Annotated in this window: 34 protein-coding genes; all 34 read right to left on the bottom strand. The window is 66.1% G+C overall.

The genetic code is table 11. The annotated features are described in order from the left end of the window. Window positions 1-46 precede the first annotated feature (46 nt). Window positions 47-880, bottom strand: a complete 834-nt coding sequence (gene truA, locus AC0T5L_RS09215; RefSeq protein ID WP_476164968.1) for a tRNA pseudouridine(38-40) synthase TruA — start codon at window positions 878-880, stop codon at window positions 47-49. A 102-nt stretch (window positions 881-982) separates the two neighbouring features. Further along, the gene (gene rplQ / locus AC0T5L_RS09210) at window positions 983-1510 is read right to left on the bottom strand and encodes a 50S ribosomal protein L17 (RefSeq protein ID WP_476164967.1); all 528 of its coding nucleotides are present in this window, start codon (window positions 1508-1510) and stop codon (window positions 983-985) included. A 70-nt stretch (window positions 1511-1580) separates the two neighbouring features. Next, on the bottom strand, window positions 1581-2603 hold the full coding sequence (locus AC0T5L_RS09205) for a DNA-directed RNA polymerase subunit alpha (RefSeq protein WP_476164966.1): 1023 nt from the start codon (window positions 2601-2603) through the stop codon (window positions 1581-1583). A 180-nt stretch (window positions 2604-2783) separates the two neighbouring features. Beyond that, complete coding sequence (gene rpsK, locus AC0T5L_RS09200) at window positions 2784-3188, bottom strand: 30S ribosomal protein S11 (RefSeq protein ID WP_067597829.1); 405 nt, start codon at window positions 3186-3188, stop codon at window positions 2784-2786. Window positions 3189-3259: 71 nt separating this feature from the next. Next, window positions 3260-3640, bottom strand: a complete 381-nt coding sequence (gene rpsM, locus AC0T5L_RS09195) for a 30S ribosomal protein S13 (RefSeq protein ID WP_476164965.1) — start codon at window positions 3638-3640, stop codon at window positions 3260-3262. 219 nt (window positions 3641-3859) lie between these two features. Beyond that, entirely contained in the window at window positions 3860-3973 is a 114-nt protein-coding gene (gene rpmJ / locus AC0T5L_RS09190; RefSeq protein ID WP_026117481.1) for a 50S ribosomal protein L36, read from the bottom strand. Window positions 3974-4021: 48 nt separating this feature from the next. Next, window positions 4022-4243, bottom strand: a complete 222-nt coding sequence (infA, locus tag AC0T5L_RS09185; protein WP_013156135.1) for a translation initiation factor IF-1 — start codon at window positions 4241-4243, stop codon at window positions 4022-4024. 273 nt (window positions 4244-4516) lie between these two features. Continuing rightward, window positions 4517-4978, bottom strand: a complete 462-nt coding sequence (locus AC0T5L_RS09180; RefSeq protein WP_476164964.1) for a DUF1707 SHOCT-like domain-containing protein — start codon at window positions 4976-4978, stop codon at window positions 4517-4519. A 52-nt stretch (window positions 4979-5030) separates the two neighbouring features. Continuing rightward, complete coding sequence (gene map / locus AC0T5L_RS09175) at window positions 5031-5855, bottom strand: type I methionyl aminopeptidase (protein ID WP_476164963.1); 825 nt, start codon at window positions 5853-5855, stop codon at window positions 5031-5033. Continuing rightward, window positions 5855-6514 (bottom strand): adenylate kinase, encoded by a 660-nt coding sequence (locus AC0T5L_RS09170; protein ID WP_476164962.1) that lies wholly within the window; start codon window positions 6512-6514, stop codon window positions 5855-5857. Before AC0T5L_RS09170 ends, map begins: the two co-directional genes overlap by 1 nt. Continuing rightward, window positions 6515-7828 (bottom strand): preprotein translocase subunit SecY, encoded by a 1314-nt coding sequence (gene secY / locus AC0T5L_RS09165; RefSeq protein WP_476164961.1) that lies wholly within the window; start codon window positions 7826-7828, stop codon window positions 6515-6517. 283 nt (window positions 7829-8111) lie between these two features. Then, window positions 8112-8576 (bottom strand): 50S ribosomal protein L15, encoded by a 465-nt coding sequence (gene rplO, locus AC0T5L_RS09160; RefSeq protein ID WP_476164960.1) that lies wholly within the window; start codon window positions 8574-8576, stop codon window positions 8112-8114. Continuing rightward, complete coding sequence (rpmD, locus tag AC0T5L_RS09155) at window positions 8573-8758, bottom strand: 50S ribosomal protein L30 (RefSeq protein ID WP_476164959.1); 186 nt, start codon at window positions 8756-8758, stop codon at window positions 8573-8575. The genes rplO and rpmD overlap by 4 nt, the downstream gene beginning before the upstream one ends. Window positions 8759-8760: 2 nt before the next feature. Continuing rightward, window positions 8761-9363 carry a 30S ribosomal protein S5 gene (gene rpsE, locus AC0T5L_RS09150; RefSeq protein ID WP_476164958.1) on the bottom strand — a complete coding sequence of 201 codons (603 nt, stop codon included), beginning with the start codon at window positions 9361-9363 and terminating at the stop codon, window positions 8761-8763. Window positions 9364-9412: 49 nt separating this feature from the next. Continuing rightward, a complete protein-coding gene (gene rplR / locus AC0T5L_RS09145; protein ID WP_476164957.1) occupies window positions 9413-9793 on the bottom strand; it encodes a 50S ribosomal protein L18 in 381 nt (126 codons plus the stop codon). A 2-nt stretch (window positions 9794-9795) separates the two neighbouring features. Continuing rightward, window positions 9796-10332 (bottom strand): 50S ribosomal protein L6, encoded by a 537-nt coding sequence (gene rplF / locus AC0T5L_RS09140; protein ID WP_476164956.1) that lies wholly within the window; start codon window positions 10330-10332, stop codon window positions 9796-9798. Window positions 10333-10349: 17 nt separating this feature from the next. After that, window positions 10350-10748, bottom strand: coding sequence for a 30S ribosomal protein S8 (gene rpsH, locus AC0T5L_RS09135; RefSeq protein WP_476164955.1), 399 nt, complete (start codon window positions 10746-10748; stop codon window positions 10350-10352). A 270-nt stretch (window positions 10749-11018) separates the two neighbouring features. Next, window positions 11019-11204 (bottom strand): type Z 30S ribosomal protein S14, encoded by a 186-nt coding sequence (locus AC0T5L_RS09130; RefSeq protein WP_476164954.1) that lies wholly within the window; start codon window positions 11202-11204, stop codon window positions 11019-11021. Window positions 11205-11218: 14 nt separating this feature from the next. Continuing rightward, on the bottom strand, window positions 11219-11794 hold the full coding sequence (rplE, locus tag AC0T5L_RS09125) for a 50S ribosomal protein L5 (RefSeq protein WP_476164953.1): 576 nt from the start codon (window positions 11792-11794) through the stop codon (window positions 11219-11221). Next, complete coding sequence (gene rplX / locus AC0T5L_RS09120; protein ID WP_476164952.1) at window positions 11794-12099, bottom strand: 50S ribosomal protein L24; 306 nt, start codon at window positions 12097-12099, stop codon at window positions 11794-11796. Before rplX ends, rplE begins: the two co-directional genes overlap by 1 nt. Window positions 12100-12102: 3 nt before the next feature. Beyond that, window positions 12103-12471, bottom strand: coding sequence for a 50S ribosomal protein L14 (gene rplN, locus AC0T5L_RS09115; protein ID WP_476164951.1), 369 nt, complete (start codon window positions 12469-12471; stop codon window positions 12103-12105). Window positions 12472-12575: 104 nt separating this feature from the next. After that, a complete protein-coding gene (gene rpsQ, locus AC0T5L_RS09110) occupies window positions 12576-12848 on the bottom strand; it encodes a 30S ribosomal protein S17 (RefSeq protein WP_476164950.1) in 273 nt (90 codons plus the stop codon). Beyond that, on the bottom strand, window positions 12845-13099 hold the full coding sequence (gene rpmC, locus AC0T5L_RS09105) for a 50S ribosomal protein L29 (protein WP_476164949.1): 255 nt from the start codon (window positions 13097-13099) through the stop codon (window positions 12845-12847). Before rpmC ends, rpsQ begins: the two co-directional genes overlap by 4 nt. Next, window positions 13099-13512 carry a 50S ribosomal protein L16 gene (gene rplP, locus AC0T5L_RS09100; protein WP_476164948.1) on the bottom strand — a complete coding sequence of 138 codons (414 nt, stop codon included), beginning with the start codon at window positions 13510-13512 and terminating at the stop codon, window positions 13099-13101. Before rplP ends, rpmC begins: the two co-directional genes overlap by 1 nt. Before the next feature lie 2 nt (window positions 13513-13514). After that, entirely contained in the window at window positions 13515-14324 is an 810-nt protein-coding gene (rpsC, locus tag AC0T5L_RS09095; RefSeq protein ID WP_476164947.1) for a 30S ribosomal protein S3, read from the bottom strand. Next, the gene (gene rplV, locus AC0T5L_RS09090) at window positions 14324-14692 is read right to left on the bottom strand and encodes a 50S ribosomal protein L22 (RefSeq protein WP_476165000.1); all 369 of its coding nucleotides are present in this window, start codon (window positions 14690-14692) and stop codon (window positions 14324-14326) included. Before rplV ends, rpsC begins: the two co-directional genes overlap by 1 nt. A gap of 72 nt (window positions 14693-14764) precedes the next feature. Continuing rightward, window positions 14765-15043, bottom strand: coding sequence for a 30S ribosomal protein S19 (gene rpsS, locus AC0T5L_RS09085; RefSeq protein ID WP_476164946.1), 279 nt, complete (start codon window positions 15041-15043; stop codon window positions 14765-14767). A gap of 12 nt (window positions 15044-15055) precedes the next feature. Then, window positions 15056-15895 (bottom strand): 50S ribosomal protein L2, encoded by an 840-nt coding sequence (rplB, locus tag AC0T5L_RS09080; RefSeq protein ID WP_476164945.1) that lies wholly within the window; start codon window positions 15893-15895, stop codon window positions 15056-15058. 58 nt (window positions 15896-15953) lie between these two features. Beyond that, window positions 15954-16244, bottom strand: a complete 291-nt coding sequence (gene rplW, locus AC0T5L_RS09075; protein WP_476164944.1) for a 50S ribosomal protein L23 — start codon at window positions 16242-16244, stop codon at window positions 15954-15956. Beyond that, complete coding sequence (gene rplD, locus AC0T5L_RS09070; RefSeq protein ID WP_476164943.1) at window positions 16241-16912, bottom strand: 50S ribosomal protein L4; 672 nt, start codon at window positions 16910-16912, stop codon at window positions 16241-16243. The genes rplW and rplD overlap by 4 nt, the downstream gene beginning before the upstream one ends. A 3-nt stretch (window positions 16913-16915) precedes the next feature. Further along, complete coding sequence (rplC, locus tag AC0T5L_RS09065) at window positions 16916-17566, bottom strand: 50S ribosomal protein L3 (RefSeq protein ID WP_476164942.1); 651 nt, start codon at window positions 17564-17566, stop codon at window positions 16916-16918. A 12-nt stretch (window positions 17567-17578) separates the two neighbouring features. Continuing rightward, window positions 17579-17887 (bottom strand): 30S ribosomal protein S10, encoded by a 309-nt coding sequence (gene rpsJ / locus AC0T5L_RS09060; RefSeq protein ID WP_013156110.1) that lies wholly within the window; start codon window positions 17885-17887, stop codon window positions 17579-17581. Window positions 17888-18144: 257 nt separating this feature from the next. Beyond that, window positions 18145-19338 carry an elongation factor Tu gene (tuf, locus tag AC0T5L_RS09055; RefSeq protein WP_476164941.1) on the bottom strand — a complete coding sequence of 398 codons (1194 nt, stop codon included), beginning with the start codon at window positions 19336-19338 and terminating at the stop codon, window positions 18145-18147. A gap of 81 nt (window positions 19339-19419) precedes the next feature. Next, complete coding sequence (gene fusA, locus AC0T5L_RS09050; protein ID WP_476164940.1) at window positions 19420-21534, bottom strand: elongation factor G; 2115 nt, start codon at window positions 21532-21534, stop codon at window positions 19420-19422. Window positions 21535-21537: the final 3 nt, after the last annotated feature.

Here is a 21537-nt window from a genome sequence, read left to right as displayed (position 1 = left end):
CGGGAGCCCCGAAGAGGTACACCGCGCGGCCCCGAGGGAAACACTGCTAGCGCCCCCGGCAGGGCAGCTCCCGCACCCGGCGGGTGGCCGAGGCACGCTCGGCCAGTTCCTCGTCGGGCGGGTAACGCACCTCCTCCAGGCTCAGCCCCTGCGGCCCCACCACGTGTACCGACGAATCCCGCTCTCCGGCTCCGAGCACCCTGTCCGGCCAGTCCGCTTCCCGGCGCCCGTCCCCCACCGCCAGGAGCGCGCCCACGAGCGCGCGCACCATGTTGTGGCAGAACGCGTCCGCCTGGATCGTGCCGTGCAGCAGGTACTCGTCCACACGTGTCCATTCCAGGCGCAGCAGCTCCCGGATGGTCGTAGCGCCCTCACGCTTCTTGCAGAACGCCGCGAAGTCGTGCTCGCCCAACAGGCGCCGCGCCGCCTCGTTCATCCGGTCCACGTCCAACGGGCTCCGGTGCCACAGCACGTCCCGCCGCAGCAGCGGATCCGCCCCGTAGGGCGCATCGCTCACCCGGTACAGGTACCGCCGGGACAGCGGCGAGAACCGCGCGTCGAACCCCGGCGGCGCCAGCCGGGCCGTGTTCACCCGCACGTCCTTGGGCAGCACCCCGGCCAGGCGGCGGAGTACCCGCTCCCCCTCGTTCTCCCACGTGCTCGCCGGGATGTCGGCCTGCACCACCTGCCCCCGCGCGTGCACACCGGCGTCCGTGCGCCCCGCGCACGTCAACGACACCTCCGGCAGCCGCAGCACCCGCGACAGCGCCGCCTCCAGCTCCCCCTGCACCGTGCGCCGGTCCGGCTGCTTCGCCCACCCGGAGAAGTCCGTGCCGTCGTAGGCCACGTTCAGCCGTACCCGCACCGTCGTCTCGTCCATGCCACCCATCTCCGCGTACGGAAAAGACGAGTGCCCGACCCCCAGGGGATCGGGCACTCGGCGGGGCACCGCGCGCGGGGCCTCCCGTGCGCGTCGTGCGCCCTACTTGTCGTCAGCCGCGTTCTCGCCCTCGGCCTGGGAGGTCTCCTCGGCCTGAGCGGTCTGGCCGGAGGTGGTGCCCTCGGCGGGCTGCTCGCCCGCCTCGGCGGCCGCGGCGGTCTCCTCGGCCTTGGGCTCGGGAGCCGGGGCTGCCTGCTGGGCCGCGGGAGCGCTCAGCGCCTCGACCAGCTCGATGACGGCCATCGGAGCGTTGTCACCCTTGCGCGGACCGATCTTGGTGATCCGGGTGTAGCCGCCGGGGCGGTTCTCGTAGCGCGGACCGATCTCGGTGAACAGCTCGTGCACGACGGCCTTGTCCGTGATCTTGGTCAGGGCCTGACGGCGGGCGTGCAGGTCACCGCGCTTGCCGAGGGTGATCAGCTTCTCCGCGTACGGGCGCAGGCGCTTGGCCTTGGCCTCGGTCGTGCGGATGCGGCCGTGCTGGAACAGCGAGGTGGCGAGGTTCGCCAGGATGTGCCGCTCGTGAGTGGGCCCGGAACCCAGACGGGCGCCCTTGGTAGGCGTGGGCATGGTGTCGTTCTCCTAGTGATGCGGTCCACGGCCGCACTCGGCCGGGGACCATGTGGGCGACGAAGGTCGGTTAGTACTGCTCCGTCTCGACGAAGGACTCGCCCTCGTCGTCATCGGAGCTGTAGGAGTCGGCCGCCGTGCTGGGGTCGAATCCGGGCGGGGAGTCCTTCAGCGACAGGCCCATGTCGACGAGCTTCTGCTTGACCTCGTCGATGGACTTGGCGCCGAAGTTGCGGATGTCCAACAGGTCCTGCTCGGAGCGGGCAACCAGCTCACCAACGCTGTGGATGCCCTCACGCTTGAGGCAGTTGTAGGACCGGACCGTCAGGTTGAGGTCCTCGATCGGCAGCGCCAGGTCCGCCGCCAGGGCGGCGTCCGTCGGCGACGGGCCCATGTCGATGCCCTCGGCGTCGACGTTGAGCTCACGCGCCAGACCGAACAGCTCGACCAGGGTCTTGCCCGCGCTGGCGACCGCGTCACGGGGACGGATGGCCGGCTTGGTCTCGATGTCGACGATCAGGCGGTCGAAGTCGGTGCGCTGCTCGACACGGGTGGCCTCGACCTTGTAGGTCACACGCAGGACCGGGGAGTAGATGGAGTCGATCGGGATACGACCGATCTCCTGTCCGGCCTGCTTGTTCTGCGTCGCCGAAACGTAGCCGCGGCCGCGCTCGACCGTCAGCTCCATCTCCAGCTTGCCCTTGCCGTTGAGCGTGGCGAGGTGCAGGTCGGGGTTGTGCACCTCGACTCCGGCCGGAGGAGCGATGTCCGCGGCGGTCACCACGCCGGGGCCCTGCTTGCGCAGGTACATCAGCACCGGCTCGTCGTGCTCGGAGCTGACGACCAGGCCCTTGAGGTTGAGGATCATCTCGGTGACGTCCTCCTTGACACCGGGCACGGTGGTGAACTCGTGCTCGACGCCCTCGATGCGGATGCTGGTCACAGCCGCGCCGGGGATGGAGGACAGCAGGGTACGCCGGAGCGAGTTACCGATGGTGTAACCGAAACCCGGCTCCAGCGGCTCGATGACGAACTTCGAGCGCAGGTCCGAGACCGCTTCCTCGGTGAGCGCGGGACGCTGTGCGATCAACATGGTCCGTGTCTTCCCTTCCACATGGCCGCCCGCTATTTGACGGCCACCGGACGGACACCGCGGCTGCGGTGCCCACTACTCGGATTCCTACCCCACCCGCGCGGGCCTCATCGTGCCCACGCGGGATCAAGCGCGGCGCGGCGCCCGCGCGGATAGGACCGCGGGCGCCGGCTGACGGGATCAGACCCGGCGGCGCTTGGGCGGACGGCAACCGTTGTGCGGAACCGGGGTGACGTCCTGGATGGAGCCGACCTCCAGGCCGGTCGCCTGAAGCGAACGGATGGCGGTCTCCCGGCCCGACCCCGGGCCCTTCACGAAGACGTCCACCTTGCGGACGCCGTGCTCCTGGGCGCGGCGGGCAGCGGCCTCAGCGGCCATCTGCGCGGCGTAGGGGGTCGACTTACGCGAACCCTTGAAGCCCACCTGTCCGGAGCTGGCCCACGAGATCACGGCACCGGTCGGGTCGGTGATGCTCACGACCGTGTTGTTGAACGTGCTCTTGATGTGAGCGTGCCCGTGGACAATGTTCTTCTTTTCCTTGCGGCGCACCTTGCGCGCGGCACCCTGACGGCCCTTAGGCGGCATGAGTAAAACTCCCAGAGATCATCGGTCCGTTGTCGCTTCCGGACGCGGTCGTACAGTCCAGTCCGGACGGACTACTTCCTACCGGCCTTCTTCTTACCGGCCACGGTCTTCTTCTTGCCCTTACGGGTACGCGCGTTGGTCTGCGTGCGCTGACCGCGGACCGGGAGTCCACGACGGTGGCGGATGCCCTGGTAGCTACCGGTCTCCATCTTGCGGCGGATGTCGCCCTGCACCTCACGGCGCAGGTCACCCTCGACCTGGTAATTGGTGCCGACCCAGTCGCGCAGCTTGACCAGGTCCTCCTCGGACAGCTGGTAAACGCGCGTGTTGCCGTCAACGCCGGTCTTCTCCAGGGTCTCCAGCGCACGGGTGCGCCCGATCCCGAAGATGTACGTGAGAGCGATCTCCACCCGCTTGTCGCGGGGAAGGTCAACGCCTTCAATACGTGCCATGTGGGCGAGACTCCTATTTGCCCTATGCGGAGGTCTGGCCCGTTCCACCCTCTCGTCGCCCAATCGACGAGGCCCCGGCCTCCGACCAGGGGTGCCTCCCGCGCCTCGCCGGCACAAGGAGTCGGAACAGGTTTTCGTTGTTTCATGAACCCGGTACCGGGCGGTTAAGCCCACCGGGTCGATCGCGGTACGTGAGACCGCAGCCAGCGATCCGGGGTGCTAGCCCTGGCGCTGCTTGTGCCGCGGGTCCGAGCAAATGACCATGATCCGGCTGTTACGGCGGATCACGCGGCACTTCGCGCAGATCTTCTTCACGCTCGGCTTGACCTTCATGGTTACTCCGAACTCATCCCCTCCCGGGCCCTGTGGCCCGCGACGGGGCTACTTGTAGCGATAAACGATGCGCCCGCGTGTGAGGTCGTACGGGCTCAGCTCCACGACGACACGGTCGTCGGGGAGAATACGGATGTAGTTCATCCGCATCTTGCCGCTGATGTGGGCAAGGACCTGGTGCCCGTTGTCGAGCTCTACCTTGAACATAGCGTTGGGTAGGGACTCGACAACGGAACCCTCGATCTCGATGGCGCCGTCTTTCTTGGCCATGTCCTCCACGCCTCGCTCATCGATTGGTTGATCAGGACAACCCGACGCGACCCCAGTGGTCCCGCATGACGCGACGGCCCCGGCGACGGCGGATGCCGTCACCGAAACCAAGACACACTGGAAGTTCAGGCCAACTGCAAGAGCGTGCGTCGGTTGGAAAGACGCGGCACAAAGAAGGCAGACTGACCCAACAGCCCGCGTATGGGCAATGTAAGTCTATCCCCTCGGGGCAAGTGCTCCTGACCACGGCGCGGAGCCCCGAAGAGGCACCGCCTAGCCCTGCCCGCCTTCGGAGCCGTTCTTCTGGGCGCCCAAGACCCCCATGGTCACCACGCCCATCACGACCCCCCACGGCCCCAGAACCCACAGGAACCACGGGTAGCCGTAGCCGGTGGTGAGGAACAGGATCAACCAGATCACGAAGCACAGGACGTTGACCCCGGCGTACAGCGCCCACGGCACGATCAGGGCCGGGTCCCGCATGCTGAGCGGGGGCGCCACCGCGGAGTCCTCCTGCCGGGGCGCCGCTCCTCGGATGTCGGCGAGGTCACGCTCAGGCAGGTCTCCGGTGACCGTGGCCAGTTCGTCCACGGTCCTGGCCTTGTAGACGCGGCCGAGGCGGTCGGTGAACTCCTCGTGGTCCAGCCGCCCCTGGGCGAAGTGCTCCTGTAGTAGCTGCGCCACTCGGTCGCGCTCCACGTCGGACGTTCGCATCGACGGCACCGGGTCGGACACTGCGCACCTCGCATCTTCCCCCGGAGGCTGCCCCGCGTGTGGGACGAAACCCCTACCAGGTCGGCTGGACGAACCCCATGTCATCGATTTTATCGCGGTTGGACTCGCGTGCGGTCAACACGACCGGCCCTTCCGCGGTCACCGCGACCGTGTGTTCGAAGTGAGCGGCCCGCTTGCCGTCCCGAGTCACCACGGTCCAGCCGTCGTCGAGCTGGATCGCGTCGTGGCGGCCCAGGGTGGTCATCGGCTCGATCGCCAGGCACATGCCCTCGACCAGCTTCATGCCCTTGCCGCGCTTGCCGTAGTTGAGCACGTGCGGGTCCATGTGCATCTCGGTACCGATGCCGTGACCGCCGTACTCGCGGACGTTGCCGTAGCCCCCGTTGCGGGAGATGTGGCCGGCGATCGCGTGTCCGATGTCACCCAGGCGCTTGCCCGGACGCAGCTCGGCGATCCCCTGCCACATGGACTCCTCGCAGACCTCCATCATCCGCAGGTCCTCGGGGCGGCCCTCGCCGACGGCGATCGTGACCGCCGAGTCGCCGTGCCAGCCGTCCAGGATGGCCCCGCAGTCGATGGAGATGATGTCGCCCTCGGCCAGCACGCGCTCCGCGCTGGGGATGCCGTGGACGATCTCCTCGTTCACCGAGGCGCAGATGGACCCCGGGAAGCCGTAGTAACCCTTGAAGGAGGGGACGGCTCCCGCCCCGCGGATGACCTTCTCCGCCACGGCGTCCAGTTCCAGAGTGGACACCCCGGGCCGCACCGCGGCCCGGAGGGTGTCCAGGGCGCGAGCCACGATCTGGCCCGCCGCCCTCATCTTGGCGATCTGCTCCGGCGTCTTGATCTGCACGTCCGGTTCACCCTTGCGGAACATCAGGAGTCGGCCCCGGCCTTCGCGATGGCGGCCTTGGCCCGGGCCGTCACCTCGTCCACGGAACCCGTGGCGGCGATGGTGGCCAGCAAGCCCTCCGCCTCGTAGAACTCCACCAGCGGAGCGGTCTGCGCGCGGTAGACCTCCAGGCGGTGCCTGATGGTCTCCTCTCGGTCGTCCTCACGCTGGTACAGCTCCGCGCCCTCGTTGTCGCACTTGCCCCCGGTCTTGGGGGCGTCGTACTCGACGTGGTACACACGGCCGCACTCGGGGCACGAGCGACGGCCCGAGAGGCGTTTGACGACCTCCTCCTCGTCGACCCTCAACTCCAGGACGATGTCCAGGCTGGTGTCGAGGTCGGCCAGGATGGTCCTGAGCGTCTCGGCCTGCGGGACGTTGCGCGGGAACCCGTCGAGCAGGAAGCCCGCGGCCGCGTCGTCCTGTGCCAGCCGATCTTTGACCATGGCGTTGGTGACCTCGTCGGGGACGAGGTCACCGCGGTCCATGTACTCCTTGGCCTTCTTGCCAAGCTCAGTGCCGCCGCTGACGTTGGCCCTGAAGATGTCACCGGTGGACACCTTGGGAATCGACAGTTCCGACGCGAGGATCTGGGCCTGGGTGCCCTTGCCGGCCCCAGGCGGCCCCACCAATACTGCTCGCATTTATCGCAGAAAACCTTCGTAGTTCCTCTGCTGGAGGTGACTCTCGATCTGCTTCACCGTGTCCAGCCCGACACCGACCATGATCAGGATGCTCGTCCCGCCGAAGGGGAAGTTCGCGTTGGCGCCAGTGGCACCGAGCGCGACCATCGGGAGAAGAGCGATCACACCCAGGTACAGGGATCCGGGGGTCGTCAGCCTCGTCAGTACGTAGTCGAGGTATTCGGCGGTCGGACGCCCTGGTCGGATACCCGGGATGAACCCACCGTACTTCTTCATGTTGTCGGCGACCTCAGTGGGGTTGAAGGTAATCGCCACGTAGAAGAACGCGAAGCCGATGATCATGACGAAGAACGTCGCCATGTACACGGGGTGGGTTCCGGTAAGGAAGTAGTTCTGGATGAAGGTCACCGCGGGGTTGGCGGAGTCCTGGCCCATCAGGCCCACGAGCAGCTGTGGAAGGTACAGCAGCGAGGAGGCGAAGATGACGGGGATGATGCCCGCCTGGTTGACCTTCAGCGGGATGTAGGTCGAGCTGCCGCCGTACATGCGGCGGCCGACCATCCGCTTGGCGTACTGCACCGGGATTCGGCGCTGTGCCTGCTCCATGAAGACCACAGCGGCGATGAGCGCCAGGCCCGCGATGCAGATGATGGCGAAGATCCAGACGGAGCGCTCTTGGTACAGCCCGGCGATCGAGGAGGGGAACATCGCGATGACCTGGGTGAAGATCAACAGCGACATGCCGTTGCCCACGCCCCGCTCGGTGATGAGCTCACCGAACCACATGATGATCGCGGTACCGGCGGTCATCGTGAAGACGATGGTCACCAGGGTCAGGATGTCCTGGTTGGGCATGTAGGTATTGACCGGGATGGCCCCCTGGAACAGGGCGCCCGTCCTGGCCATGGCGACGATGCTGGTGGCCTGTAGGACCGCGAGCATCAGCGTCAGGTAGCGGGTGTACTGGGTGATCTTGCTCTGCCCGGACTGCCCCTCCTTCTTGAGGGCCTCCAGGCGGGGGATCACCACCGTCAGCAGGTTGATGATGATGCTCGCGGTGATGTACGGCATGACCCCGAGCGCGAACACCGCGAGTTGCAGCAGCGCGCCGCCGCTGAACAGGTTCACGAGTTCGTACACACCGGACGAGTCGGAGGCGGTGATCGCCTCCATCTGATCCCGGATCGCCGCTGAGTTGATACCCGGAGCGGGGATCACCGAGCCCAGACGGAAGATCGTCAGGATGAACAGTGTGAACAGCAGCTTGTTGCGCAGGTCGGGCGTGCGAAATGCACGAACGAACGCACCTAGCACGTCTCCTCCTGCACGGCTTCGGCGGCGGAACGGGTTCCAGACATCGCGGCCGATCCTGAATCGTCGTAGAACGTCAGCTCCGGGCTGGTCGCCCGTTGCTCGGAAGTATTCACTTTACGTCAAGTGACGTACTCAAACAGATGGCACTGTAACAGTGATCACTCGACAGTTGAGTTCATGAGACATAACGATCACCGCTCACAACGCACGGGGGCGTCCGCCAGGCAGTCTTTCACGGACATGCCGGGCGAACGCCCCCGATCGCACATGGCGGGGAAGGCCCCTACAGCTCGGTGACGGAGCCACCGGCGGCAGTGATCTTCTCCTTCGCCGAGGAGGAGAACGCGTTCGCGCTCACCTGCACGGCGGCGGTGATCTCGCCGGTGCCCAGCACCTTGACGAGCTGGTTCTTGCGAACCGCGCCCTTGGCGACCAGGTCCTCGACTGTGACCTCGCCACCCTCGGGGTAGAGCTCGCTCAGCTTGTCCAGGTTGACGACCTGGTAGGTCGTCTTGAACCGGGCGTTGCTGAAGCCCTTGAGCTTGGGCACCCGGCGGATGAGGGGCATCTGACCGCCCTCGAAGCCGGGGCGCACGGTGTTACGAGCCTTCGTGCCCTTGGTACCGCGACCAGCGGTCTTACCCTTGGACGCCTCGCCACGGCCCTTGCGGACCTTGGCCTTGTTGGAGCCCGGGGCGGGACGCAGGTGGTGCAGCTTGAGCAGCTCGTCGGGGTTGTAGTCGCTCATTCGGCAACCTCCTCGACAGAGACGAGGTGCGCGACGATCGTGATCTGCCCGCGAACCTCAGGGCGGTCCTCACGGACGGTGGACTTACCGATCCGCCCCAGGGCGAGCGACTGGAGAGTAGCGTGCTGCTTCTCCTTGCCGCCGATCCCGGAACGGGTCTGCGTGATCTTGAGCTTGGCCATGGTCAGGTTCCTGCCTTCGCCTCAGCGCGAGCACGCAGCATGGCGGCCGGGGCGACGTCCTCGATCGGCAGGCCACGACGCGCGGCGATCTCCTCGGGCTGGTTGAGGCCCTTCAGAGCCGCCACAGTGGCGTGCACGATGTTCAGCGGGTTGGACGAGCCGAGCGACTTGCTCAGCACATCGTGAATGCCGGCGCACTCCAGCACGGCGCGCACGGGGCCACCGGCGATAACACCGGTACCCGGGGCGGCCGGACGGAGCAGGACGACGCCGGCGGCGTCCTCGCCCTGGACCCGGTGCGTGATCGTGCCCTGGACGCGGGGAACGCGGAAGAAGTTCTTCTTCGCCTCCTCGACGCCCTTGGCGATCGCGGACGGGACCTCCTTGGCCTTGCCGTAACCGACACCGACCATGCCGTTGCCGTCGCCGACGACGACCAGGGCGGTGAAGGAGAAGCGACGGCCGCCCTTGACGACCTTCGCGACCCGGTTGATGGTCACGACCTTCTCGATGTAGGAGACACCCTTGTCTGCGGCGCCGCCGCGGCGATCGTCACGGCGATCACGCCGCTCGCCACCGGCGCCGCGCCGCGGTGCTGCAGCCATCAGTGGTTCCTCTTCTCGTCGTTGTTCTTGGCCGTTACAGAGGTCATCGCTAGAACTCCAGTCCGCCCTCGCGCGCCGCATCGGCGAGCTTGGCGATACGCCCGGTGTACTGATTGCCGCCACGGTCGAAGACCACGGCGGAGACACCGGCGGCCTTGGCGCGCTCAGCGACGAGCTGGCCGACCTTGACGGACTTGTCGGTCTTGGTGCCCTCAGCGGCACGCAGGTCGGTCTCGACGCTGGAAGCAGCGGCCAGGGTGTGCCCCCTGGTGTCGTCGATGACCTGCGCGACGATGTGCTTGGAGGAGCGGAACACGGCCAGACGCGGACGCTCGGCGGTGCCGACGACCTTCTTGCGGACGCGGAACTGGCGGCGCGCACGGGAGGTGGCACTCTTGCTGGTCCGCTTGCGGCTCACGGTGATACCCATGCCTACTTACCAGCCTTTCCGGCCTTGCGGCGGATGTGCTCACCCTGGTACCGCACGCCCTTGGCCTTGTACGGGTCAGGCTTGCGCAGACCGCGGATGTTCGCGGCGACCTGGCCCACCAGCTGCTTGTCGATGCCCTCTACGTGGAAGAGCGTCGGCTTCTCCACACGGAAGCTGACACCCTCCGGGGGCTCCACCACGACCGGGTGGCTGTAGCCCAGCGAGAACTCCAGGTTGGAGCCACGGGCCTGGACGCGGTAACCCACACCGTGGATCTCCAGCGTCTTGGTGTAGCCGTTGGAAACGCCCTCGACCAGGTTGGCGATGAGCGCACGGGTCAGACCGTGCAGCGAGCGGTTCTCAGGCTTGTCGTCGGGACGCACCACCGTGAGCACGCCGTCTTCCAGAGAGACGGTGATCGGCTCGGCGATGGTGTGCTTCAGTTCGCCCTTCGGCCCCTTGACAGTGACGTCTTGCCCGTTAATCGTGACTTCGACGCCCTTGGGGACCGAGAGCGGCAGTCGACCGATTCGCGACATGCTTCAATCTCTCCCTGTTACCAGACGTAGGCGAGGACTTCGCCGCCCACGCCACGCTTCTTGGCCTGCTTGTCAGTCATCAGGCCGCCGGACGTCGAAATGATCGCCACACCGAGGCCACCCAGCACCCGCGGCAAGTTCTCCTTCTTGGCGTACACCCGCAGACCGGGCTTGGAGACCCGGCGGATGCCCGCGATCGAACGCTCTCGGGTGGGGCCGTACTTCAGGTCGAGGACGAGGCTCTTGCCCACAGGGGCCTCCTCGGTCCGCCATCCCTGAATGAAGCCCTCCTGCTGGAGGATCTCGGCGATGTGCGCCTTGATCTTGGAATACGGCATAACCACGGTGTCGTGGAAAGCCGAATTCGCGTTGCGCAGACGCGTAAGCATGTCTGCGATCGGGTCGGTCATCGTCATGGCCGACTGGCCCTTCCTCACCGCGGTTTCCGAGTGCGGGCCTTCCCAGGGCCTGTCCTTGCACGGATACTCCCGTCAAGGTGCACAAACGGACCTACGGCGTGGTCGTGGGCACCGCGGTCCCGAGGGGACTGCCGTGCCCTGATGGTTGGATGTTGCCTGACCGTGCCCGCCTGGTGCGGTCACGGACGTCATAAGCCACCGAGTGGCGGCGTTTCGGGGGGCCGACTCCGCGCTCTGATGTGAGCGCCCGGTCGGCCCCGCCGGAAACTACCAGCTCGACTTGGTGATACCGGGCAGCTCGCCGCGGTGCGCCATCTCGCGGAAGCAGATACGGCACAGGCCGAACTTCCGGAAGACGGCACGCGAACGGCCGCACCGTGAGCATCGAGTATACGCGCGAACGCCGAACTTCGGCTTCCGCTGCGCCTTGGCGATCAGGGACTTCTTAGCCATATGTGCCTTACCCCTCAGGCTTCCTTGAACGGGAAACCGAGCCGCTTGAGCAGGCTGCGGCTCTGCTCGTCGTTCGGCGCGGTGGTGACGACCGTGATGTCCATCCCACGCTGCCGGTCGACCTTGTCCGGGTCCACCTCGTGGAACATGACCTGCTCGGTCAGCCCGAAGGTGTAGTTGCCGTTCCCGTCGAACTGCTTCGGGGACAGCCCGCGGAAGTCCCGGATACGGGGCAGGGCAAGCGAGAGCAGCCGGTCGAGGAACTCCCACATCCGGTCGCCGCGCAGCGTGACGCTGGCGCCGATCGGCTGGCCCTCGCGCAGCTTGAACTGGGCGATGGAGTTCTTGGCCCGGTTGATCTTCGGCTTCTGGCCGGTGATCGCCGACAGGTCGGCGACCGCGCCCTGGATCAGCTTCGCGTCACGAGCCGCCTCGCCAACGCCCATGTTGACCACGATCTTCGTCAGACCGGGGACCTGCATGATGTTGGCGATGTCGTGCTCCTCCTTGAGGGCAGCGACGATCTCGTTACGGTACTTCTCCTTGAGCCGCGGCATCGGAGGGGCCGTGACGTCATTGGTAACCGTCATCAAATGTCCTTACCGGTGCGGCGGGAGACCCGAACCTTGGTTCCGTCTTCCTCGAAGCGGTAGCCGAGCCGGGATGCCTTGCCGTCCTCCGCGAGCGCGATGTTGCTCACGTGGATCGGGGCCTCCTTGGTGACGACCTCGCCCTGCTGGCCGCCCGCCGGGTTGGCCTTCCTGTGCTTCTTGACCAGGTTGACGCCCTCGACGACGACACGGTCTTCCTTCGGCATGGCCTTGACGACCTTACCGGTAGCACCCTTGTCCTTGCCGGCGAGGACGATGACCTCGTCGCCAGATTTGATCTTCATCGCTTAGAGCACCTCCGGCGCCAGCGAAATGATGCGCATGTACTTCTTGTCACGCAACTCACGGCCCACAGGGCCGAAGATGCGGGTGCCTCGCGGGTCCCCACCGTCCTTGATGAGCACGGCAGCGTTCTCATCGAAGCGGATGTAGGAGCCGTCGGGCCGGCGGCGCTCCTTAGCGGTGCGCACGACAACGGCCTTGACGACGTCGCCCTTCTTGACTCCAGCGCCAGGCAGGGCGTCCTTCACCGTGGCGACAATAGTGTCGCCGGTCCCGGCGTAGCGCCGACCCGAGCCACCGAGAACACGGATGGTAAGGATCTCCTTGGCACCCGTGTTGTCGGCGACCTTGAGTCGCGACTCCTGCTGAATCACGTCTGCTCCTGATGTGATGCGTGCGGTCCACTGCCGCACGGCTAGGTGGTCTCACCCCTCGCGCCGGCGGCCGACAACGGATGTCGGCCGCCGACAGGCTGGGGTTACTTAGCCTTCTCCAGGATCTCCACGATGCGCCAGCGCTTCGTCGCGGAGAGCGGCCGGGTCTCCATCAGTTGGACCCGGTCGCCGACGCCACAGGAGTTCGCCTCGTCGTGCGCCTTGTACTTGGACGTCCGGCGGATGACCTTGCCGTACCTGGCGTGCGTGATGCGGTCCTCGACCTCGACAACGACGGTCTTGTCCATCTTGTCGCTGACGACGTAGCCCTCGCGTACCTTGCGGTAGTTCCGGGTCGCGGTCTGGTTCTCACTCATTCGGCTGCTTCCTTCGACTCCTGCGCCGACTCACCAGACAGCGGTGCGATGCCCAGCTCATGCTCCCGCATGACCGTGTAGATCCGCGCGATCTCACGCTTGACCGTACGCAGCCGGCTGTGGTTGTCGAGCTGGCCGGTGGCGGCCTGGAAGCGGAGGTTGAAGAGCTCTTCCTTGGCTTCCTTGAGCTTGGCGACCAGGTCCTCGACGGACTGGTCACGAAGCTCATGGGCAGTCACGGACTTGGCCATCACTCCCCCTCCCGCGTAACAAACTTGCACTTCATCGGGAGCTTGTGCATCGCACGGCGCATGGCCTCCTTGGCCACGGCCTCGGGCACGCCCGACAGCTCGAACATCACACGACCAGGCTTGACCGGCGCGACCCACCACTCGGGCGAACCCTTACCGGAGCCCATGCGGACCTCGGCGGGCTTCTTGGTCAGCGGGCGGTCCGGGAAGATGTTGATCCACACCTTGCCGCCACGCTTGATGTGACGCGTCATGGCGATACGAGCGGACTCGATCTGACGGTTCGTCACGTAGGCCGACTCCAGGGCCTGGATGCCGAACTCGCCGAAGTTGATCGCCGTGCCGCCCTTGGCCTTACCGCGCAGATCCGGGTGGTGCTGCTTGCGGTACTTGACCTTGCGAGGAATAAGCACTGCTAGCTCCCCTCGGTCTTCGCGGGCTCAGCCGGGGCCTTGGCCTCGGTGTTCTGCTGCTGACCGCCGCCGGCACCACCGGTGCCGCCACGACGGCGACGCTGGGGACGCTCACGGCGCTGGCCGCCGCCACCGCCACCACCGGCGGAGCGCTGCGCGGCCTGGGCCGCCTCGCGCTCGGCGCGGGTCGCGGGCGCGTCGCCCTTGTAGATCCACACCTTCACGCCGATGCGGCCGAACGTCGTACGGGCCTCGAAGAAGCCGTAGTCGATGTCGGCGCGCAGCGTGTGCAGCGGGACCCGACCCTCGCGGTAGAACTCCGAACGGGACATCTCAGCCCCGCCCAGACGACCACCGCACTGGATACGGATGCCCTTGGCACCGCTCTTCATGGCGCTCTGCATGGCCTTGCGCATCGCGCGGCGGAACGCCACGCGGCTGCTCAGCTGCTCGGCAACGCCCTGGGCCACGAGCTGAGCGTCGGTCTCGGGGTTCTTCACCTCGAAGACGTTCAGCTGGACCTGCTTGCCGGTCAGCTTCTCCAGGTCGGTCCGAATGCGGTCGGCCTCGACACCACGGCGGCCGATGACGATGCCCGGCCGGGCGGTGTAGACGTCGACGCGGACGCGGTCACGGGTGCGCTCGATCTCCACCTTGGAGATGCCCGCACGCTCCATACCACGGGTCAGCATCCGACGGATCGCGACGTCTTCCTTGACGTAGTCCTTGTAGGACTTGTCGGCGTACCAACGGCTCTTGAAGTCGGTGGTAATTCCGAGGCGGAACCCGTGCGGGTTTACCTTCTGCCCCACTATCGGGTCCTTTCCTTCGTCTTGGACGAGGCGCCCGAGCGCTCAGCGACGACCACGGTGATGTGGCTCGTGCGCTTGGTCACCCGGAAGGCGCGGCCGAAACCCCGCGGACGAATACGCTTCAGGGTCGGACCCTCGTCCACCCACGCGCCTTCGACCACCAGCGTCTCGCGGTCCAGCTTGTCATTGTGCTCGGCGTTGGCGACAGCACTAGCCAGTACCTTGCCAACGGGCTCGCTTGCCGACTGGGGCGCGAACCGGAGCACCGCCTGTGCCTCGTCAGCGGGCAACCCGCGAATAAGGTCCACCACCCGGCGGGCCTTCCGGGGCGTAACACGGATGAACCGTGCCTGTGCCCTCGTTCCCATCGCTTTTCCCTCGCTCACGGAAATTCATCTCCACTCACCGTGGAGAAATGGTTCTTACTCCTGCTGCAACCGCTAACGGCGGCTACGGCGGTCTTCCTTGACGTGGCTGCGGAAAGTACGCGTGGGAGCGAACTCACCGAGCTTGTGGCCGACCATCGACTCGGACACGAACACGGGGATGTGCTTGCGGCCGTCGTGGACGGCGATCGTGTGACCGATCATCTCCGGAACGATCATGGACCGCCGGGACCACGTCTTGATGACGTTCTTGGTCCCCTTCTCGTTTTGCGACTCCACCTTCTTGACCAGGTGGTCGTCGACAAAGGGGCCCTTCTTAAGGCTACGTGGCATCAGACGTGCTCCTTACCGCTTCTTCTTACCGCTACGCCGACGCCGAACAATCAGCTTGCTGCTGGCCTTGCTCTTGTCCCGGGTCCGGCCTTCCTTCTTGCCCCAGGGGCTGACCGGGTGACGACCGCCCGAGCTCTTGCCCTCGCCACCACCGTGCGGGTGGTCGACCGGGTTCATCACGACACCGCGGACGGTCGGACGCTTGCCCTTCCAGCGGGAGCGACCGGCCTTGCCCCAGTTGATGTTGGACTGCTCGGCGTTGCCGACCTGGCCGACGGTCGCGCGGCAGGTGATCTCCACCATGCGCATCTCGCCGGAGGGCATACGCAGCGTGGCGTAACGGCCCTCCTTGGCCAGGAGCTGGATCTGGGATCCAGCGGAGCGGCCCAGCTTGGCACCGCCACCCGGCTTCAGCTCGACCGCGTGCACGAACGTACCCGTGGGGATGTTGCGCAGCGGGAGGCAGTTGCCGGGCTTGATGTCGGACTGCGAGCCGTTCTCGACCCGGTCGCCCTGCTTGAGGCCGGCGGGCGCCAGAATGTAGCGCTTCTCGCCGTCCACGTAGTGGAGCAGAGCGATACGGGCGGTGCGGTTCGGGTCGTACTCGATGTGAGCGACCTTGGCCGGAACGCCGTCCTTGTCGTGGCGACGGAAGTCGATCACGCGGTAGGCCCGCTTGTGACCGCCACCCTGGTGGCGGGCGGTGATACGGCCGTGGCCGTTACGCCCACCCTTGGAGTGAAGCGGACGCACCAGGGACTTCTCGGGCTCCGAGCGCGTGATTTCGACGAAGTCGCTCACGCTGGAGCCGCGACGACCCGGCGTCGTCGGCTTGTGCTTACGAATGCCCATCTTCTTCGCGCATTCCTTTACGTGTTGCTTGGTGTGTAGCGGTCAGACCCGGAAAAGGTCAGACACCGAAGATGTCGATCCTGTCGCCTTCGGCGACACTGACGATCGCGCGCTTGGTGTCAGGACGCTTCCCGTAACCGAAGCGGGTGCGCTTGCGCTTGCCCTTGCGGTTGACCGTGTTCACGCTCGTGACCTTCACTTCGAAGATCTTCTCGATCGCGATCTTGATCTGGGTCTTGTTGGCGTCCGGGCGAACGATGAACGTGTACTTGTTCTCGTCCATGAGCCCGTAGCTCTTCTCGGAGATCACCGGCTCGACGATGATGTCCCGGTGGTCGGCGATCCTCACTGGTCGTCCTCCTCGGACTGCGCGGCCTTGGAGGCACCGGCCGCGTGGGCCAGGAACTCGGCGTAGCCCGCCTCGGTGAAGACCACGTCGTCCGCGTACAGGACGTCGTAGGTGTTCACCTGGTCCGCGTCGAGGATGTGCACCTCTTCGAGGTTGCGCAGGGCACGCCGGTTGTGCTCGTCCTCGCGGGCCAGGACCACCAGGACCTTGTCGGACTCGGTGACCTGACGCAGCGTCTTCAGAGCGTTCTGCGTGAACTTGTTCTCCGCGTCCTCGGCCACGAACTGGCTGACGACGTGGATGCGGCCGTGGTTCGCCCGGTCCGAGAGGGCACCGCGCAGGGCGGCGGCCTTCATCTTCTTCGGGGTGCGCTGGCCGTAGTCGCGCGGCTGGGGGCCGTGAACCGTGCCGCCGCCGGTGTACTGCGGAGCGCGGATGGAACCCTGACGGGCCCGGCCCGTGCCCTTCTGGCGGTAGGGCTTCTTGCCACCGCCGCGGACGTCGCCGCGGGTCTTGGTGGCGTGGGTGCCCTGACGGCCAGCGGCGAGCTGGGCGTTCACGACCTGGTGGATCAGCGGGATGCTGACCTGCTGGGCGAAGACGCTCTCCGGCAGCTCAACGCTGCCCTTGGCGCCGCCCTCGGGGTTCTTGACCTCGATCTGGGCCATGACTTACTTGTCCCCCTTCACAGCGGTGCGGACGAGCACCAGACCGCCGTTGGGACCGGGGACCGCACCCTTGACCAGGATGAGCCCCTTCTCCGCGTCCACGGAGTGAACGGTCAGGTTCTGGACGGTCTTGCGCACGTTGCCCATGCGACCGGCCATCCGCATACCCTTGAAAACGCGGCCGGGTGTGGCGCAGCCGCCGATGGAACCGGGTGAGCGGTGCTTGCGCTGCGTACCGTGTGTGGCGGAGAGACCACGGAAACCGTGGCGCTTCATCACACCGGCGAAGCCCTTGCCCTTGCTCTTGCCCGTGACGTCGATCCTCTGGCCGCTCTCGAAGCTGTCCGCGGCGACTTCCTGGCCGAGCGTGTACTCGGAGGAGTCGGTGGTGCGAACCTCGACATAGTGCCGGCGCGGGGTCAGATCGTGCTTGCGCAGGTAGTCGCCGAGCGGCTTGTTGACCTTGCGCGGGTTGATCTGCCCGTAGCCGAGCTGGATAGCCGAGTAGCCATCGGTGTCCGGAGTCCGGATGCGGCTCACGACGCACGGACCGGCCTTCAGAACCGTCACGGGCACCATACGGCCCGCGTCGTCGAAGACCTGGGTCATGCCGAGCTTTTCGCCCAGAACTCCCTTGATCTGCTTGGTGGCCATGTCTGTGCGTCCTTAAAGCTTGATCTCGATGTCAACGCCAGCCGGGAGGTCGAGTCGCATAAGCGAGTCGACCGTCTTCGGCGTGGGGTCGATGATGTCGATCAGCCGCTTGTGCGTGCGCATCTCGAAATGCTCGCGCGAGTCCTTGTACTTGTGCGGCGATCGGATGACGCAGTAAACGTTTTTCTCCGTCGGCAGCGGCACCGGGCCCGCGACCTGTGCGCCAGTTCGCGTCACAGTCTCAACGATCTTGCGCGCCGAGCTGTCGATGACCTCGTGGTCATAGGCCTTTAGCCGAATGCGGATCTTCTGTCCCGCCATGTGGCCTGTTCGTCCTTAACTTCAGTGTCCGTAACGGTGAGCTGTCCGGTCACAGACGCCCAGGCCCGGCGAAATCCGCCGTGTGGCCGTGAGCCCCTATTCCCTTGAGAAACCGCAACAGGGCTTGCCCCTGCGGTGCGCCACCGTCACAGAGCCCGATGACGTCTTGTCGTGTGGCGGGCGGGCCGCCGGTGGGGGCGGCCCGCCCGCCACGCCCGGGACGGCTCCGTGCGGAGTCGTCACCCGGCGTGTGTGTGCTACTTGATGATCTTCGTGACGCGACCGGCGCCCACGGTCCGGCCACCCTCGCGGACGGCGAACTTCAGACCCTCTTCCATCGCGACCGGCTGGATCAGCTGGACGGACATCTCGGTGTTGTCACCGGGCATGACCATCTCAGTGCCCTCCGGCAGCGTCACGACGCCGGTGACGTCAGTGGTGCGGAAGTAGAACTGCGGGCGGTAGTTGTTGAAAAACGGCGTGTGGCGGCCACCCTCGTCCTTGGACAGGATGACGACCTGGCCCTCGAACTCGGTGTGCGGGGTGGTCGTGCCCGGCTTGATGATGACCTGGCCGCGCTCGACGTCCTCGCGCTTGGTGCCGCGCAGGAGCAGACCGACGTTGTCGCCGGCCTGGCCCTGGTCGAGCAGCTTGCGGAACATCTCGACACCGGTGACCGTGGTGGTCTGCTTGTCTTCCTTGATACCGACGATGTCGACGGTCTCGTTGACGTTGATGACGCCACGCTCGATGCGGCCGGTGACGACGGTGCCGCGACCGGTGATCGAGAAGACGTCCTCGATCGGCATCAGGAAGGGCTTGTCGGTGTCGCGCTGGGGCTCGGGGATGAAGCTGTCCACGGTGCCCATGAGCTCCAGGACGGCGTCAGCCCACTTCTGCTCGCCTTCGAGCGCCTTCAGGGCCGAGACCTTGGTGACGGGAACGTCGTCGCCGGGGAACTCGTACTCGCTGAGGAGCTCACGGACCTCGAGCTCGACGAGCTCGAAGATCTCGTCGTCGTCGACCATGTCGGCCTTGTTCAGGGCGACGACGATCGCGGGCACGCCGACCTGGCGGGCCAGGAGCACGTGCTCCTTGGTCTGCGGCATCGGACCGTCGGTGGCGGCCACGACCAGGATGGCACCGTCCATCTGGGCCGCACCGGTGATCATGTTCTTGACATAGTCAGCGTGGCCGGGGCAGTCCACGTGAGCGTAGTGACGCTCTTCGGTCTGGTACTCGACGTGAGCGACGGAAATGGTGATGCCGCGCTCGCGCTCCTCAGGAGCGTTGTCGATGTCCTCGAACGGGGTGAACGGGTTCAGCTCCGGGTACGCGCTGTGCAGCACCTTGGTGATGGCCGCGGTCAGCGTGGTCTTGCCGTGGTCGATGTGACCGATGGTGCCGATGTTGATGTGCGGCTTAGTCCGCTCGAACTTTTCCTTCGCCACTGGAAGTCTCCTAGACGTACAGAGCTATCTGGGTCCATCCCCAACGCGTGGCCGGGGATCGGATTGGTTACGTGTCCGCGGCTACTCGCCGCGAACCTTCGCCACAATTTCTTGGGCGACAGCGGACGGAACCTCCGCGTAGGAGTCGAACACCATCGAGTAGTTGGCTCGACCCTGCGTACGGCTGCGCAGGTCACCCACGTAGCCGAACATTTCGGAGAGGGGCACCTGGGCCTTGACGAGACGGACGCCGGAACGCTCGTCCATGGACTGGATCTGTCCACGGCGGGAGTTCAGGTCGCCGATGACGTCGCCCATGTACTCCTCAGGAGTGGTGACCTCGACGGCCATGACCGGCTCCAGGAGAGCCGGCTTGGCCAGCTTGACGGCCTCCTTGAAGGCCATCGAACCGGCGGTCTTGAACGCCATCTCAGAAGAGTCGACCTCGTGGTACTGGCCGTCCTGCAACGTCACCTTGATGCCGACGAGCGGGTAGTGCGCGAGCACGCCCAGCTCCGCGGCCTCCTGGCAGCCGGCGTCCACGGACGGGATGTACTCCCGCGGGATACGGCCACCGGTGACGGCGTTGGCGAACTCGTAGCCCGAGGCGTCGCCGCTTTCGGTCTTGAGGGGCTCAAGATCGATCTTGACCTTGGCGAACTGGCCCGACCCACCGGTCTGCTTCTTGTGGGTGAAGACGTGGCCCTCGACCTTCTTGCGAATGGTCTCGCGGTAGGCCACCTGGGGCTTACCGATGTTCGCCTCGACCTTGAACTCGTCACGCATGCGGTTGACGAGAACCTCGAGGTGCAGCTCGCCCATACCGGAGATCACGGTCTGGCCGGTCTGCTCGTCCGTGGCGACCTGGAACGAGGGGTCCTCGTCCGCGAGACGCTGGATCGCGATGCCCAGCTTCTCCTGGTCGCTCTTGGTCTTGGGCTCGATGGCCACCTCGATGACCGGCGCCGGGAAGGTCATGGACTCAAGGACGATCGGGTTGGCCTGATCGCACAGGGTCTCACCGGTCGTGGTGTCCTTCAGGCCCATGACGGCGACGATGTCGCCCGCGCCGACCTCGGGGATCTCCTCACGCTTGTTGGAGTGCATGCGGTAGATCTTGCCGATGCGCTCCTTGCGGCCCTTGAGGCTGTTCAGCACCTGGGTGCCGGCCCGCATGATGCCCGAGTAGATGCGCACATACGTGAGCTTGCCCAGGTGCGGGTCGCTCATGATCTTGAAGACCAGGGCCGAGAGGGGCTCGTCGTTGCTCGGCTTGCGGGCGAGCTTGGGCTCCTCGGTCTCGTCCTTGGGGTCGTGGCCCTCGATGGCCTCGACGTCCAGGGGCGCGGGGAGGTAGGCGATGACCGCGTCGAGCAGGGGCTGCACGCCCTTGTTCTTGAACGCGGTACCGCACAGCACCGGGACGGCCGTGCCGGCGATGGTCGCACGACGGATCGCGGGGACGAGCTGCTCCACGGTGGGCTCCTGGCCCTCCAGGTACATCTCCATGATCTCGTCGTCGGCCTCGGCCAGCGTCTCGATGAACTGCTCGCGTGCCTCACGGGCGGCGTCCACGTGGCTCTCGGGGATGTCGATCGTGTCGTACATCTCGCCGAGCGCGGCTTCCTGGTTCCAGACATAGGCCTTCATCTGGACCAGGTCGATGACGCCTCGGAAGTCGCTCTCAGCACCGATGTTGAGCTGGATCGGCATGGCGTTGGCGCCGAGGCGCTCACGGAACATGTCGACACAGCGCTGGAACTCGGCGCCGATCTTGTCCATCTTGTTGACGAAGCAGACGCGCGGAACGCCGTAGCGGTCAGCCTGGCGCCAGACCTGCTCCGACTGGGGCTCGACGCCTTCCTTGGCGTCGAACACCGCGACGGCACCGTCGAGCACACGCAGCGAACGCTCGACCTCGACCGTGAAGTCGACGTGGCCGGGCGTGTCGATGATGTTGATGGTGTGGTCGTCCCAGTGGGTGGTGGTAGCAGCCGAGGTAATGGTGATACCCCGCTCCTGCTCCTCCTTCATCCAGTCCATCGTGGCGGCGCCGTCGTGGACCTCACCCACCTTGTGGGTGACACCGGTGTAGTAAAGGATCCGCTCAGTCGTCGTGGTCTTACCCGCGTCGATGTGAGCCATGATCCCGATGTTGCGGACCTTGGCCAGGTCAAGAACAGTCTTAGCAGCCATGAG

The organism is Nocardiopsis sp. TRM 82005 (assembly GCF_056312425.1).
The sequence above is the reverse complement of the archived record's forward strand: the minus strand, read 5'-3'. Positions and strand labels throughout refer to the sequence as shown.

Bases quoted from the DNA above. Each gene is read 5' to 3' on its own strand.
- rplF (WP_476164956.1), bottom strand. From the start codon at position 10,332: ATGTCGCGAATCGGTCGACTGCCGCTCTCGGTCCCCAAGGGCGTCGAA.
- rplC (WP_476164942.1), bottom strand. From the start codon at position 17,566: ATGGCCACCAAGCAGATCAAGGGAGTTCTGGGCGAAAAGCTCGGCATG.
- infA (WP_013156135.1), bottom strand. From the start codon at position 4,243: ATGGCCAAGAAAGACGGCGCCATCGAGATCGAGGGTTCCGTTGTCGAG.
- rplB (WP_476164945.1), bottom strand. From the start codon at position 15,895: ATGGGCATTCGTAAGCACAAGCCGACGACGCCGGGTCGTCGCGGCTCC.
- fusA (WP_476164940.1), bottom strand. From the start codon at position 21,534: ATGGCTGCTAAGACTGTTCTTGACCTGGCCAAGGTCCGCAACATCGGG.
- rpmC (WP_476164949.1), bottom strand. From the start codon at position 13,099: ATGGCCAAGTCCGTGACTGCCCATGAGCTTCGTGACCAGTCCGTCGAG.
- rplE (WP_476164953.1), bottom strand. From the start codon at position 11,794: ATGACGGTTACCAATGACGTCACGGCCCCTCCGATGCCGCGGCTCAAG.
- rplX (WP_476164952.1), bottom strand. From the start codon at position 12,099: ATGAAGATCAAATCTGGCGACGAGGTCATCGTCCTCGCCGGCAAGGAC.
- rplV (WP_476165000.1), bottom strand. From the start codon at position 14,692: ATGGGAACGAGGGCACAGGCACGGTTCATCCGTGTTACGCCCCGGAAG.
- rplO (WP_476164960.1), bottom strand. From the start codon at position 8,576: ATGAGCGACTACAACCCCGACGAGCTGCTCAAGCTGCACCACCTGCGT.
- rpsS (WP_476164946.1), bottom strand. From the start codon at position 15,043: ATGCCACGTAGCCTTAAGAAGGGCCCCTTTGTCGACGACCACCTGGTC.
- truA (WP_476164968.1), bottom strand. From the start codon at position 880: ATGGACGAGACGACGGTGCGGGTACGGCTGAACGTGGCCTACGACGGC.
- AC0T5L_RS09205 (WP_476164966.1), bottom strand. From the start codon at position 2,603: ATGTTGATCGCACAGCGTCCCGCGCTCACCGAGGAAGCGGTCTCGGAC.
- rplD (WP_476164943.1), bottom strand. From the start codon at position 16,912: ATGGCCCAGATCGAGGTCAAGAACCCCGAGGGCGGCGCCAAGGGCAGC.
- rpsE (WP_476164958.1), bottom strand. From the start codon at position 9,363: ATGGCTGCAGCACCGCGGCGCGGCGCCGGTGGCGAGCGGCGTGATCGC.
- map (WP_476164963.1), bottom strand. From the start codon at position 5,855: ATGTTCCGCAAGGGTGAACCGGACGTGCAGATCAAGACGCCGGAGCAG.
- rpsH (WP_476164955.1), bottom strand. From the start codon at position 10,748: ATGACGATGACCGACCCGATCGCAGACATGCTTACGCGTCTGCGCAAC.
- rpsJ (WP_013156110.1), bottom strand. From the start codon at position 17,887: ATGGCGGGACAGAAGATCCGCATTCGGCTAAAGGCCTATGACCACGAG.
- AC0T5L_RS09130 (WP_476164954.1), bottom strand. From the start codon at position 11,204: ATGGCTAAGAAGTCCCTGATCGCCAAGGCGCAGCGGAAGCCGAAGTTC.
- rplQ (WP_476164967.1), bottom strand. From the start codon at position 1,510: ATGCCCACGCCTACCAAGGGCGCCCGTCTGGGTTCCGGGCCCACTCAC.
- AC0T5L_RS09170 (WP_476164962.1), bottom strand. From the start codon at position 6,514: ATGCGAGCAGTATTGGTGGGGCCGCCTGGGGCCGGCAAGGGCACCCAG.
- rpsK (WP_067597829.1), bottom strand. From the start codon at position 3,188: ATGCCGCCTAAGGGCCGTCAGGGTGCCGCGCGCAAGGTGCGCCGCAAG.
- rpmJ (WP_026117481.1), bottom strand. From the start codon at position 3,973: ATGAAGGTCAAGCCGAGCGTGAAGAAGATCTGCGCGAAGTGCCGCGTG.
- rplR (WP_476164957.1), bottom strand. From the start codon at position 9,793: ATGGGTATCACCGTGAGCCGCAAGCGGACCAGCAAGAGTGCCACCTCC.
- rpmD (WP_476164959.1), bottom strand. From the start codon at position 8,758: ATGGCCAAGCTCAAGATCACGCAGACCCGTTCCGGGATCGGCGGCAAG.
- rpsM (WP_476164965.1), bottom strand. From the start codon at position 3,640: ATGGCACGTATTGAAGGCGTTGACCTTCCCCGCGACAAGCGGGTGGAG.
- rpsQ (WP_476164950.1), bottom strand. From the start codon at position 12,848: ATGAGTGAGAACCAGACCGCGACCCGGAACTACCGCAAGGTACGCGAG.